General features: G+C 69.4%; 13 protein-coding genes. 5 read left to right on the forward strand and 8 right to left on the reverse strand.

The window, feature by feature from the left end; all coding sequences use genetic code 11:
• Nucleotides 1-24: 24 nt before the first annotated feature.
• Both C8K30_RS19260 and C8K30_RS19265 read right to left on the reverse strand, forming a co-directional pair.
• The gene (locus tag C8K30_RS19260; protein ID WP_108494531.1) at nucleotides 25-561 is read right to left on the reverse strand and encodes an alternate-type signal peptide domain-containing protein; all 537 of its coding nucleotides are present in this window, start codon (nucleotides 559-561) and stop codon (nucleotides 25-27) included.
• A gap of 364 nt (nucleotides 562-925) precedes the next feature.
• A complete protein-coding gene (locus C8K30_RS19265; RefSeq protein ID WP_108494532.1) occupies nucleotides 926-1570 on the reverse strand; it encodes an NUDIX hydrolase in 645 nt (214 codons plus the stop codon).
• A 162-nt stretch (nucleotides 1571-1732) separates the two neighbouring features.
• On the opposite strand from C8K30_RS19265, the gene C8K30_RS30745 reads away from it, so the two are divergent.
• Nucleotides 1733-1879 carry a hypothetical protein gene (locus C8K30_RS30745; RefSeq protein WP_158281058.1) on the forward strand — a complete coding sequence of 49 codons (147 nt, stop codon included), beginning with the start codon at nucleotides 1733-1735 and terminating at the stop codon, nucleotides 1877-1879.
• A gap of 40 nt (nucleotides 1880-1919) precedes the next feature.
• On the opposite strand, the gene hrpB is transcribed toward C8K30_RS30745, so the two are convergent.
• Nucleotides 1920-4445 (reverse strand): ATP-dependent helicase HrpB, encoded by a 2526-nt coding sequence (gene hrpB, locus C8K30_RS19270; protein ID WP_199230574.1) that lies wholly within the window; start codon nucleotides 4443-4445, stop codon nucleotides 1920-1922.
• 81 nt (nucleotides 4446-4526) lie between these two features.
• Here hrpB and C8K30_RS19275 point away from each other — a divergent pair, with 81 nt between their 5' ends.
• Both C8K30_RS19275 and C8K30_RS19280 read left to right on the forward strand, forming a co-directional pair.
• On the forward strand, nucleotides 4527-5393 hold the full coding sequence (locus C8K30_RS19275; RefSeq protein ID WP_108494533.1) for a hypothetical protein: 867 nt from the start codon (nucleotides 4527-4529) through the stop codon (nucleotides 5391-5393).
• Entirely contained in the window at nucleotides 5390-6088 is a 699-nt protein-coding gene (locus C8K30_RS19280) for a hypothetical protein (protein WP_108494534.1), read from the forward strand. Before C8K30_RS19275 ends, C8K30_RS19280 begins: the two co-directional genes overlap by 4 nt.
• Before the next feature lie 4 nt (nucleotides 6089-6092).
• On the opposite strand, the gene C8K30_RS31005 is transcribed toward C8K30_RS19280, so the two are convergent.
• A complete protein-coding gene (locus C8K30_RS31005; RefSeq protein WP_199230575.1) occupies nucleotides 6093-7508 on the reverse strand; it encodes a fibronectin type III domain-containing protein in 1416 nt (471 codons plus the stop codon).
• A 214-nt stretch (nucleotides 7509-7722) separates the two neighbouring features.
• On the opposite strand from C8K30_RS31005, the gene C8K30_RS19290 reads away from it, so the two are divergent.
• On the forward strand, nucleotides 7723-8427 hold the full coding sequence (locus C8K30_RS19290; protein WP_108494535.1) for a class I SAM-dependent methyltransferase: 705 nt from the start codon (nucleotides 7723-7725) through the stop codon (nucleotides 8425-8427).
• Between the two features lie 147 nt (nucleotides 8428-8574).
• On the opposite strand, the gene C8K30_RS19295 is transcribed toward C8K30_RS19290, so the two are convergent.
• Nucleotides 8575-8991: a PIN domain nuclease gene (locus C8K30_RS19295; protein WP_199230576.1), complete on the reverse strand. Its 417-nt coding sequence runs from the start codon at nucleotides 8989-8991 to the stop codon at nucleotides 8575-8577.
• A 2-nt stretch (nucleotides 8992-8993) separates the two neighbouring features.
• Nucleotides 8994-9236, reverse strand: coding sequence for a type II toxin-antitoxin system VapB family antitoxin (locus C8K30_RS19300; RefSeq protein WP_369940503.1), 243 nt, complete (start codon nucleotides 9234-9236; stop codon nucleotides 8994-8996).
• A 238-nt stretch (nucleotides 9237-9474) separates the two neighbouring features.
• Here C8K30_RS19300 and C8K30_RS19305 point away from each other — a divergent pair, with 238 nt between their 5' ends.
• Nucleotides 9475-10974 (forward strand): SDR family NAD(P)-dependent oxidoreductase, encoded by a 1500-nt coding sequence (locus tag C8K30_RS19305; RefSeq protein ID WP_108494689.1) that lies wholly within the window; start codon nucleotides 9475-9477, stop codon nucleotides 10972-10974.
• A 43-nt stretch (nucleotides 10975-11017) separates the two neighbouring features.
• Here C8K30_RS19305 and C8K30_RS30400 read toward each other — a convergent pair whose 3' ends face one another.
• Nucleotides 11018-11557 (reverse strand): hypothetical protein, encoded by a 540-nt coding sequence (locus C8K30_RS30400; RefSeq protein ID WP_132234231.1) that lies wholly within the window; start codon nucleotides 11555-11557, stop codon nucleotides 11018-11020.
• A 3-nt stretch (nucleotides 11558-11560) separates the two neighbouring features.
• Nucleotides 11561-12964, reverse strand: a complete 1404-nt coding sequence (locus C8K30_RS19310; RefSeq protein ID WP_108494537.1) for a hypothetical protein — start codon at nucleotides 12962-12964, stop codon at nucleotides 11561-11563.
• Nucleotides 12965-13182: the final 218 nt, after the last annotated feature.

Here is a 13182-nt window from a genome sequence, read left to right on the forward strand (position 1 = left end):
GTTCTGGCCGGAGTCTCGGCGCGGTCAGGGCGCCGGGACGACGTGCGCCTGCGTCACCTGGACGGTCACGTCCTCCAGGGCAGCGATGAGCCCTTGCGTGTCGTTCGCGGAGTCCGCCGGGAACTCCGCCGAGACGGTGACCACGAGAGGCGAGGCCGCCGCCACCGGCACCGGCTCGGTCAGCGGGAGGGTGAGCTCCGCGCCGTCGAGCGTCGCGCTGTCGGTGCCCACGTCCAGCACGGCTGTCAGCGCGTTGTCCGCCGCCCAGGTGGGCGCGGACACCGTGATGTCGCTCAGCGCGATGTGGTCACCGACGCCAGCGACGGTCAGGCTGCAATTGGTGGTGATCGTGTCGCCGGGCACTATGCCGTCGGTGACGGCCCCGCCGCCGTCGAGGGTCCATTCGCCGCACACCCCGTCGGTCACGGCCAGCGAGCCGGCCGTGACGTCGGTCCCGGTCGACAGGCCGTCATCGGTCCAGAACGCCAGGGTCCCGGCTCCTCCGACGAGCAGCGCGGCGGCACCGACCGTCGCCAGCGCCGCCTTGGTAAGTCTTTCCATGACTGGAACCTTCCATGATGGTTGCCCCTCGCACTCATCACGTTATGCAGGTTCCTGGAAATGCGCGCGCTAGATCCTGGCTTTTCAGCCGTGCACCCGGCTAATCGAGTAATCCTCAGCCGGACTTGCCTGCCCTATCCCGCATTGCGAGGGTTTAGAGCGCCCATGAAAACGCATAGAGCAACACCTTCGGCGCCCAAGTTTTCGCGCACCAGGCAGCGCCGATACCGGCGAGCGACGCCGAACAATCGACGGACAATTACCCGAAGAAAATCGATGATTTCTCTACGCGAAATCCCCGGAAAATGACGACCGGCCCCTGAACAACAAGCGTTCAGGAGCCGGTCGTCGTGAGATTTTCCGTTCAGTCGTCCATCTGCACACCCAGGTGCCGCACCTGGCCGTCCCATCCCGCCAAGAGGTGGTCGACGACGTCCGGCAGCTCCGGCGGGAACACCTCCAGCGGCTGCTCGCGCAGCTGTGCCGCCGTCAGCCAGGCGACCTCGTCGAGCAGCTCGCGCTCGGCGTCGGTCCAGCCGTCGGCGGTCACCTCGACAGCGTTCGGTGTCCGCGCGAGGTAGAAGACCTCGTGCTGACGGCACGTCTCCGCGAAGAAGTCGAAGATGCCCGTGCGCGTGAGCACCGGGCCCACCAGGTCGCCGTCCGCCAGCACGATGCCGACCTCCTCGCGGGTCTCCCGCAGGGCGGCCTGCACCGGGGTCTCCCCCGCGTCGATCCCGCCGCCCACCGTGAACCACCAGGAGCGTTCCGGCTGGTTCACGTCGTGCCCGCGCAGCACGAGCACGCGGCCGGCGTCGTCGACCAGGATGACGCGGGCCGCCGAGCGCTCGCGGACGCCGTCCGGCGCCGGGACCCAGTCGTCGCCGAGGGCCGAGGCGGTGCCGAGCCCGTCCGCCCGAGCGACGGACGTCGTCACGGGCGGCGCACCACCCGACACCTGGGCTCCGGCCCCTCCTCGTCGGTCTGAACGGTCGCTGTGCCAGGTCATGCCGATGAGAATACGGACCTCGGGCGGGCCGGGACGAGTCCGCACGGCCTCGCCCCGGCGGGACCGGCCGCCGACTTTCCTGTCCGGACGGCCGTCATCCTGCTAGAAACGGCCACGGCGCGGCGATGTCCTCGTCGAGCCGATACCGGATGGAGGTGCCGCGTGGACGAGAGGTCGCCGTACGGGCCGGACCCGGGAGCGTCCGCGAACCGTGCGTTCCGGTTCTCCGACTTCGACCGGATCCTGCTGAACCGAGGCGAGATGGGCTGCTCCCCGCAGCTCTACCTGAACCCCGTCACGACGCACTGAGCACGGTCTCCGGAGACACGACAAGGCCCCGCGGTGCAGTTCACTGGCGAGGTTTTACTCGTCTGGTCGGGACGGCGGTCAGCGGATCTTCCGGCCACGGATGGCGGGGGTAGCGGGCTCGCAGGTCGGCTCGGACCTGGGGATAGCCCTGCTTCCAGAAGGACGCGAGATCGCTCGTGATCGCGACCGGGCGGCGGGCGGGCGACAGCAGGTGCAGGACGACGGGGACCCGACCGTCCGCGACGGCTGGGGTGACGGTCCAGCCGAACACCTCCTGCAGCTTCACCGCGAGGACCGGCGGCTCGACGCCGTCGTACGCGAGCCGGACCTCGGAGCCCGACGGGACCTGGAGCCGTTCCGGCGCGAGCTCGCCGAACCGGGCCGCTGCGGGCCATGGCAGCAGTCGCCGGAGCGCCGAGGCCACGTCGATGTGGGCCAGATCGCGCGAGCCGCGTACCGCGCCGAGCTCGGTACCCAGCCATCCGTCGAGATCGGCCAGCAGCGCGTCGTCGTCGACCGCGGGCCACGGGGCGCCGAGGTGGGCGTGGCAGAACGCGAGCCGCTCCCGCAGGGCGAGCGCGGCCTCCGACCAGCGCAGCACGGACAGACCGCTGCGCCGGAGGCCGTCACGGACGGCCGCCTGGACGAGCAGCGGGTCGGGCTTGGCCAGCGGAACATCGCCCAGCACGATCGCGCCGAGCGCCTCGACGCGTCGCGTCACGATCCGGCCGTCGTCCCAGCGGATCTGGTCGGTGGTCGAGACGAGGTCGCCCGCGATGTCTCGCGCGGTCCCCTCGTCGATCGGCGCCGCGGAACGGATCCTGGCGTCGGCGCGACCGGGTGCCCGGTCGGCGACCGCGATCGCCAGCCAGGTCGTGGTCCGCAACTGCGACTGCGGGTCCAGCGCGGCGCCCGTACCACCCGACATCTGGTACGTCGCCGAGTCGGTCCCCCGGACCCGCGCGATCCGGTCCGGATACGCCAGCCCCACCACGATCCCCGCCGCGAGATCATCCGGAACGCCGTGCGTCTCCCGACCGGCGGGCCCACCCGGCCGGTCGCCGGCGGTCGCGCCTCGGCCGAGGCGCTTTGTCTCTTCTCGCCAACGGGCAGTGGCTCCGCGGTCCTCGCCACGGCGAAGGGCCCGCCAGCGGGCCGGCAGATCGTCGCCGGAGCCCCGGCCGGAGTCGTCAGAGAGCATCGCGACGACCTCGCGTGCCCGGTCGACGCCGACCCGCGGCGCCCCGTCCAGCAACGCACGAGCCAGCCGGGGATGCGCCCCGATCGCCATCATCCGCCGGCCCCGTTCGGTGATCCGGCCGCGGTCGTCAACAGCATCGATGCGGCGCAGCAGGTTGATGGCCGTCGTCATCGCCACCGCCGGCGGCGCGTCGAGCAAGGTCAGACCGTCACCACCAGGCGCACCCCACGCCGCGAGGTCGAGGGCGAAGGCCGCCAGATCTGCGATCGCGATCTCCGGCGCCGCGTGTTCGTCAAGGCGGCCGTGGTCGGTCGCGGACCAGCAGCGATAGACCCGGCCCGGCGCCTCCCGACCGGCGCGCCCCGCCCGCTGGTCGGCCGACGACCGCGAGACCCGGCAGGTGACCAGCGCACCGAGCCCACGGGACTGATCGGTCCGCGGCTCCCGGGCAAGCCCCGAGTCGACCACGACCCTGACCCCGGGCACGGTCAGCGAGCTCTCCGCGACCGACGTCGTGACCACGATCCGGCGAGTGGCGGACGGCGCCAGCGCGCGGTCCTGCTCGGCCCGCGACTGGCGACCGAACAACGGCAGGACGTTCTCACCGGCGAGCCGGCGAGCCACACCGTTGATCTCGGCCTCCCCTGGTACGAACACGAGGATGTCGCCGTGATTCTCGGTCAATGCTCGCCGGACGACGGCGGCGACGTGGTCCAGCAGGCGCGGGTCGACCCGCCCGCCAGGGAGCAGCGGCGCGGGGACCGGTGGCGGGGCCCACTCGACCGCCACGTCGAACAGCGCGGCGGACGCGGTGATCACGGGCGCCGGGACGTCCGTGCCCAGCGCGCGGCTCAGCCGGACCGTGTCCGCCGTGGCCGAGGTCGCGACGATCGCCAGGTCGTCCCGGAGGTTCGCCCGGATGTCGACGCAGAGCGCGAGCAGCAGATCGGCGTCGAGGTGCCGCTCGTGGCACTCGTCGATCACTATCGCGGCGACCCCCGGCAGCTCCGGGTCCTGCTGCAGACGCCGCACGAGGAGCCCCGTCGTCACCACCTCGACCCGGAGTCCCTTGCCGCCGCTGCGTTCACCGCGCATCGCGTAGCCGATCCGCTGCCCGAGCGGTTCGCCGACCAGCATCGCCAGCCGGCTCGCGGCCGCACGGGTCGCCATCCTGCGCGGCTCGGCGACGATGATCGTGCCGTCGAGCGCGTCTGCGAGCGCGAGCGGCAGCAGCGACGTCTTTCCCGACCCTGGCGGCGCGACCAGCACCGCGGTCCCGCGCGACCGCACGGCGTCGACGGTGGCGGGCAGGACCGCCCGGACAGGCAGGTCCGCCCCCGGCATCGACAGATCAGGCAGCAGCACGCCCCGACGGTAACCGACGACCGCGGAACACTCGCCCACCGGCGAGCTCGACAGCGGATCTCCCTGCAAGAATGCGTTCTCGTGAACCATCTGCTGGACCTCGGGTCCAGGAAGTTCTGGCGACTGTTCGGCAGGCCCATCGACCTCGCCACGCACCACTCCTGGTTGCGCGCCCCGGTGAGTCGCTCCTCCACGGTCGGGGACGGCTGGCTCGCCGCCGAGGCCGCGCACCACGGTGGCACGGTCGACGACGACGCGGCGACCACGGACCCGTCAGCCGGCCCGGCACCCGGCCTGCTCCCGACGATGACGCTCCTCGACGGTCCCGGGTTCGACGCCTCCCGGCTGGACCCGCGGATCCGCGACTTCTACGAGCACACCGCCGCCTGGCACATGGAGGTGTGGACCGGATGGTCCCCGCTGTTCTGGCCCGCCGGTGAGCTGATCGCGCGGTTGTTCAGCCGCCGGGTGGAGCAGCTGTCTCTCCCGATGCGCCCGCTCGACGTCGCGCACGGGATGGACAGCCGGGTCCGCGTGATCCGCGATCGGAACGGCGCGCAGGTGGGCGCCGCGTGGCTGCGGACGCTCCGGCCGTCGGGCCGGTACGTGTTCAGCGGCTGCTACTCGGCGCGCCGCCTCCCCGGCAGCGCGCAGCCGAGCATCCACGTCGCGTTCCCGCTCGAGTCCGGCAACGTCCAGGTGTTCCTGCGCCCGGCCGTCAGCGAAGGGGGCGGTCTCGTCCTGGAGTCGCCCCCGGGACGGTTCGGGCAGGACGGCGCGTACGTCGTCGTCCACGACGGCGGACGGGACTTCGCGGTGCGCATCCCGCTCCACGAGACCTTCCGCCTGTACACCGACCCGTACGGGGTGCTCCGCACCGACCACGAGCTGCGGATGTGGCGCACCTGGATGATGCGTCTGCACTACAAGATGGAGCGCGCCCGATGATCCACACCTTTCACCTCGCCGAGCTGCCGGCCGCCGTGACGGCGCGCGCGCTGCTGCGAGCGCCGTCGGGCACCACCACGCCCGGACTGGACCACGCCGAGTGCCTGGCGCTCATGCGCCTGGGGGCGCCCACCGTCTCCCCGGACCGGCTGCAGCTGCGCCGGATAGCGGTCTTCGCGCAGTGGCGCGACGAGGATGCGGTGGACCGTTTCCTGTCCGACGACGCCCTCGGCCGCCACCTGGCGACCGGCTGGCACGTCCGCCTGGAGTACCTGCGCCGCTGGTCCCGGCTGGCGGCCCTGCCCGGACTGCCCGCCCGGACGGGCGACTGGGACCAGGACGAACCGGTGGTCGCGGTGACCGTCGCGCGGATGCGCCTGCTCGAGGTGCCCCGGTTCCTGCGCTGGGGCAAACCCGTCGAACGTCAGGTGCGCGACCACCCCGGCACCACGCTCGCCCTGGCCGCATTCCGGCCGCCGCACACGATCTCCACGTTCTCCGTGTGGCGCACAGTGCGCGAGATGGAAGGGATGGTGCACGGCCGCTCCGGCGTCCCCGCGGACCGGCGGCACGCGGACGCCATGGTCGAACGCCGGCGCCGTGACTTCCACCACGAGTTCGCGACGTTCCGGTTCCGCCCGCTCGCGGAGCACGGCACCTGGGAGGGCCGGACGGCGATCGTTCCGCTGAGCTGACCGTTCACCAGTCGCCGACCTCCTGGAGGAACGCGTCCGCCTCTTGCACGAGCTCCGCCGTCGGACCGTCGACGATCGTGTACGGCCTGAGCTGTCCCAGCACCCCGGCGAGCCACCCGCAGTACTCCTCGAGCAAGTACGTGTTGTCGTCGTCGTCCGCCGACTCGCGCTCACCCTTCGCCAGGAAGAGCAGGGTCCGCGCCCATTCCAGCCCGTAGTCGCCGATGCCGGTCCGCATCTCCATCTCCTGCGCCTCGGAGGCCTCGACGAAGAGGTCGTGCGCCTGCACCCGGAGCCCCTGGACGGTCCAGTCCACCCGGAGCCCCTGGACGCGCCCGTCGTCGTCGGGGTCCTCCACGCTCAAGCGGTCCGCGATCGTGTTGTGGAACCGTGCCAGCCTCGCGCGCGTGGAACCCGCACCCACCGGGGTGATGCCGATCGCCGACAGCCCGCGTGCCTCCTTGGGGCTCAACGGTCGCTCGGTTATGAGGCTGAGGGCGACGTCGCCGAGGATCTCGACGGCGGAGTCGTAGGTGTCGGCGACGTCTTCCTCGGGCGCGGCCGCGGCGGGCGCTTCCGTCGCAGGCGCATCCACCGCACCCCCGGCGAGCACTGCGCGCCACCGCTCGGCCCGCCCGTCGGCGTCGGCGGCCAGCTGGTCGTACTTCTCGGGGTTCTGAGGCCGCAGCCGTCGGTACAGCTCTGCCGCACGGTCGGCCGCGGCGATCGCCTCGTCGACGCGCCCGTTGCGGCCGAGGGCCGACGCGTGGAAGTACAACGTGGCGGCCTCCCCGTGGACGTGCCTGGGGTCTCCGGGCTCGAACCGCGCCAGCGCAAGGACGGCTTGCAGCGAGATGTCGCTGAAGGTGAGAGCGTCAGCCCATCGTCCGGCTGCCGCCTCCCGCTCCGCGGCGGTTCCTGCCTCTGCGACCATCGCCTCGTTCTGGGCGATCAGTGCCGCGCGCCCGTACGGGTCCTTCGCCTTGCCGCGACCGAACAACCCCATGGGAACTCCCTCACGCTCCGGTGGGATCGGACGCCTGCCCTGAGCCGCCGTCCCACCCACAGCCAGCCAGCCTGCGGGTGATGTTACGGACACTACGGACACAACGACCAGGATGAATTGCCGAGCCGCCTCGACCGGGCCGTCGTCGGTGGTCGCCGCGACCCGGCCGGACGGTGGCGAGACGTTGCGCGCGGCGTCGTACGCCCGCACCGTGTACCCGTACGCGGTCTCGGGGTCCAGACCCGCGTCGGTGTACGACGTCGTGCTCGAGCGGGCCACGACCGCGCCGTCCCGCAGCACCTCGTAACCCGTCACGCCCACGTCGTCCGTGGCCGCGGCCCACGTCAGGGAGACGGCAGGTAGTGCGCCGAAACCGACCACCACCGCAGAACCGCTCACCACCCGGACAGCCATGACCGAGCGTCCCGGGGACGCCTGCTACTCGCCATCGGCACAGCCCGGAGGGTGACCGGCCGTCGTGAACGGACCGTGCACGTCTCGGCTTGGACTGCCGACGCTGGGCAGGAAGCCTGGAGATCGCGTTCGGACCGGGAGGACAAAGACTCTCACCGGACCGGGCCCAGATAGGTTCACCGCCATGCGGACGAGAACCCACGGAGGGGACCCGATGAACGCGGATCACTACGACGGCTTCGCTGACAGCTACGACGCCGAGAACGTCGACAGCCTGCTCAACGCCTACTACAACCGGCCCGCTCTGGTCGGCCTGGCCGGCGACGTCACGGGGCGACGGATACTCGATGCGGGGTGCGGGTCCGGAACGATCACCGCGGACCTGCAGGCCGGAGGTGCGGTGATGACCGGGTTCGACGACAGCCGCGCGATGATCGAGCTGGCACGACGACGGCTCGGCGACGACGTGCCGCTGCGCGTCGCCGACCTCGGACAGCCTCTGCCGTTCGCGGACGCCGCGTTCGACGACGTCATCGCCTCACTCGTGCTGCACTACCTCGAGGACTGGTCCGCGCCGCTCGCAGAGATCCGGCGGATCCTCAAGCCGGGTGGGCGACTCATCCTGTCCGTCAACCATCCCTTCGCCCATGCGTTCAATTACCCGACAGAGGACAACTTCGCGCTGAGGCAGTACTCGGAAGAGTTCGACTTCGCCGGTACGAAGGCGACCCTGACGTTCTGGAACAGGCCTCTGCACGCGATGACCGACGCCTTCACCGCTGCGGGCTTCCGCATCGCCGTCGTGAGTGAACCCCCGCCCGCCCCGGACACACCACGCGACCTCCTCCCGCCCCGCATCGCCGCTGGCGAGCGGAGCGCCTTCTTCGCCTTCCTCTTCTTCGTCCTCGAAGCGGCCTGAGCAGTGAGCGGCTCCGCCAACCCAGGGCTGCGGATCCGCTCGTCCTTTGTCAGGGCAGGTCAGGCCCGTGCGACCAGAACGTCGGGTCGCAGACAGAATCCGCAACTAGGGCCGATACCTGCCTGCGCGGCATACTCGACGAGGCTCCTAGTCCGCAGAGCCCGGCGGGACCACCCATTGGGTGGGCTGTCCGGTGACGGCGGCGATCATGTCGAAGTCACCGTCGTAGTGCAGGACTGAGGCCTGGTGCCGCTCGGCGACCGCTGCGATCACGAGATCCGCCACCGACAAGGCCCGCCAGTTCCCTGCGCCGACCAGCTGTGCCTGCACCTCGGCGGCACGATCCCAGACTTCGTCCGGAGTGGGCAGCCAGTCAAAGCCTCGCAGCCCGTCGCGGATCCGTTCCGCGTCGCCTTTCGACCGGGCAGAGTGCATGACCTCCAGCTCGACAGCGCCGCAGATCGCCAGGCGACCGGCCTGGTGCAGCGGTTGGAGCACATCCCGGGCTGCGGGCTTCGAGTAGCGGGCGAACGCGGACTTGTCGATCAGGTAGCGCGTCGCCACGATTAGGCGGCGCCCTGGGCGTTGCCGTCAGCCCGCTGGATCGGCCCGGTCAGGTCTGGGAGACCGCCGTCGCTGAGCCAGTCGAAGAACTGCTCGCGCTTGCGCCGTTTGATCGCGTCCTCCAGGGCCGCGTTCACGGTCGCAACCTTCGTCGTCGTCCCGAAAATCTCAGCCGCTGCGGCGAGCTTCTCGTCGTCCATGTCGATCACGGTACGAGTCGTGGTGACCACCTCCAACACACACACCTTACCCCGTTGATATCAAAGTTCGCGAGTATTGATATCAGGATCGGCCCTGCGGCGCCACTCGGCCGGGCGAAGGGCCACCGCAGGATCCCGTGCGCGCTGTGGTGGCATGGAGATCGATCGACGACGCAACGGCGAGGGCTCTACCCGGAAGCACAAGACGCCGTCGGGCAAGCAGCGATGGCGCTTCCAGTGGACCGATCCGGGCGCCAGCTCCGCGCGCCGGTTACCCTACGGCGTGCCATCGAACGCGGGGATCGACCCGGACGAGCTTGCCACCACCCTTCGGGTGCTGGGCAGTCTCAAGGACCTCGACCCCAACCATCCTGACGTCCAGACCGTAAAACGGGCGACCGGCTACATGTGGAAGCTGCTCAAGAAGTCCCGTAAGGCCGCGGTCCGCGAGGAGATCCAGGCGCACGACCGGAGCGTCATCGAGCGGACGGCGACCGGTTCGGCGGCGCGGATCGACGACGAGACCGCCGGCATCCCGCTGGTCTCGACCGCGCCGGGGGCGTTCGCCGGGGAGCTGCGCACCGCCCGCGCCTGCTACATCTGCAAGTCGGACTACACGCTGGTCGACTCGTTCTACCACGGGCTGTGCCCGGACTGCGCCGCGAAGAGCCACGTGCGGCGCGACCAGCGCACGGACCTGACCGGCCGCCGCGCCCTGCTCACCGGGGGCCGCGCGAAGATCGGCATGTACATCGCGTTGCGCCTGCTGCGCGACGGCGCTCACCTCACCATCACCACCCGCTTCCCGAAGGACGCGGTGCGCCGCTTCTCGGCGATGCCCGACGCCCCCGACTGGCTGCACCGGCTCAAGATCGTCGGGATCGACCTGCGCGATCCCACCCAGGTGATCGCCCTGGCCGACGACGTCGCCGCGGCGGGCCCGCTCGACATCCTGGTCAACAACGCCTGCCAAACGGTCCGCCGGTCCCCGGGGGCCTACTCGCAGCTCGTCGAGGGCGAGTCGGCGCCGGACGCCCCGCTGCCCTACGGGCTGGAACCGCCGGAGATGGTCACCTTCGATCATGTCTCCGAGGCGCACCCTGCCGCGATCGCGGGGGCGCTGACCGCCTTGTCGGTCGCCCACCGTGAGGGGCAGTCGCAGGACGACGCCGTCGCGATGCACACCGCTGCGTCCCTGACGGCGCTGGCACTCCGGGCGGGCTCGGCCTCCCTGGACGCCCACCTGGCCGGCACGGCCGTCGATGCCGGCGGGCTGCTCCCCGACCTGCAGACGACCAACTCGTGGACCCAGGTCGTGGACGAGGTCGACCCGCTGGAGCTCCTGGAGGTCCAGCTCTGCAACGCGATCGCGCCGTTCCTGCTCATCTCCCGGCTGCGGCCCGCGATGCGGGCCGCGACGGCCACGTCGCGACGCGGGTACGTCGTCAACGTCTCGGCGATGGAGGGGCAGTTCTCCCGCCGGTACAAGGGCGCGGGGCACCCGCACACCAACATGGCCAAGGCCGCCCTCAACATGTTGACCCGGACCTCGGCCGGGGAGATGTTCGAGAAGGACCGCGTCCTGATGACCGCGGTGGACACCGGGTGGATCACGGACGAGCGCCCGCACCAGGAGAAGCTGCGGATCGCCGCCGAGGGCTGGCACGCGCCCCTCGACCTGGTGGACGGCGCCGCCCGCGTCTACGACCCGATCGTCCAGGGCGAGGCCGGGACCGACCTGTACGGCTGCTTCCTCAAGGACTACGAGCCGTCGCCCTGGTAGAGCTGGGTGATCGCGGAGAGTCCGCCTTGGGACCGCGTCGAGGTCATCCGGGGAAGATCCGAAGCCACGAGTCTCGGGGTGCCTCGATCCAGGACCGTAAGCGGTTGTCTTTCATTTCACTTACCGTCCCGATGTTCCCAGGAACATCGATTCGCCTGAAATTGTCAAACGCATCGAGGTAGGCACGTGCGACGGCAGGGTACAAATCGGCTGCCGCAACCGATGTGCGGCGAGCCTTTACCCCGTAATGATCGCCTTCGGGCCGTCCAACCGTCAGCAGCAGAAACCCCGGCCAGCCCCGAATGCATTCCAGACGTATTGGGATCGCCCGCTCCGAGAGACTTGTCTTGCCCACACGATTTTCGCGACAGTCGTCGAGCATGATGGTCAGCCCCGGCCACAGCATTCCCACATCGTCCCAATAATCGGGACCGAACATTTCGGTCCCGTCAATGGTCATGCTGATGAAACCTTCCACATACCCATTCCCTTTCTGGGTGAAGGTGTCCAGATCCTGGACCGACTCGAATTTCGGTGACCCGTGGCGGTCATATAGGAATGTCTGAATAGCGATGTCACTCACGATCTACTCACCCCCCACAGGGAAGAACGTCCGGATACCTCCTTGCTTCACGGCAAGGAGGTATGTCACGCCGTCGATCGTAGCCTCCACCTCGCCGCGCTGGTCCTCAGGGTCTGACCTTCGCGCGATGGCTGCCAACTCGTCAGTCCTCTGACGAACAAGGTCCACGAGAGTGTCTGAATGGACGAACGTGCCGATCACCCGTCGCGGACCGTTCACGCCGGACACCGGGTCCGTCGCGTGGACGTAGTCACCGGGTCGGACGTCCCGGATGGGCTTGTGCGTGCCGTCAGCCATCAGTACAGGGGTCGTTCCGGCGAAGGATGCGAAACACCCCAGCGGCACTGCGACCGGCAGCTTCTTTCCATTCGTCGCGATGAACGTGACGATCTTCTCGACGGCTCTGACGACCGCCGGGATCGCCTTGACGGCTTTGATGGCCTTTCCGACGGGAAGCAGGTTGATCAGCGTCATCATGCACGCGAGAATGTCCGCCTCGGTGAAGCACTTCTCCAGGTCGGTCAGGCCGATGAAGTCTTTCATGATCGGCCAGAGTTCCTGAATGATCAGCTGCTGGACATCTGCTTCGATGGCCACGGCCGATTCCGGCATGCTCGAATCGAGCGGGAGTAGCGGTTCCGGAACGGTGGATCCGCTGACCGTCCGCGTCAGGCAGACCTCCGACTCCTCCGCGTCCTGCTCCAATACATGCTCGAGGTAGACCTCAGTACTGACAATGCATGCACCAAGAGGGCCGTCCATGATCCCGCCCCAAATGACGACCGTTTGATTCTCGCTCACGCGTTCACTCAGGTAACTATCGAGTTCTGCCGAAAAACGCATGCGCGCCAGACTGTATTCCGACTCGAAATAGAGAACCTTGCCTTGAAGGATCTCGTCCCCGATGGCCTTGTAGTCATCGACCCACTCGGGCGTGACAGAAACAAACTGCCGCGGTCCCTGGTATCCGACCCGGGGATCGTCCTTCTTCTCGTCCTGCCCCTCGTCAGCAGTCTGGAATCGGACAACTGAAGCGCTTTCAACCGACGCCGGTAACGTGTCATCGCTGCCCGAGCCCTCGGCCGCCGAGCCAGTGTCATTCCCGCCTGTCGCGTCAGCATCCGCAGAACCGGTACCGGTCAGCTCTCCACCCAAAGCCCGGTAGGTTCGCGCATAAGGGTCAAGCGTGTCTGTGGTGATCGCAGGGTCGCTCTTCGCGGCGGCGTAGTCGAGCACACCGTCGGCGTGCACGTGCGTATCGATCGCGTCCAGTTCGCCGATAATCGAGGCCGCTGTGAAGTCCTCCGGAACATGATCCGGATACTTCTGGCGTACTTGAGCAACCGCCTGCTCCAAGAACTGTTCGACGTCGGGCAGCTTCTCCAGCTCAGAGCTGGCGTCCACCACGGGTGTGTCCCCGCCGTCCGTCGGTATCGGAGCATCCGCTACCGGTGTGCAACCACTCGTGGCCACGGCGACCGCCGTGATCGCCACCATCACGACCCCCCGAACCGACCAGGCGCGAGCATTGCGAGCAAGCACGTGCGACCTCCCCCATACGACGCAACCCCAGAAAAGGGCCTTACGCCGTTCCCCCTGTTCGGACAACCGCACGATACGGCAGG

This window comes from Promicromonospora sp. AC04 (assembly GCF_003058225.1).
Taxonomy (GTDB): Bacteria; Actinomycetota; Actinomycetes; order Actinomycetales; family Cellulomonadaceae; genus Promicromonospora.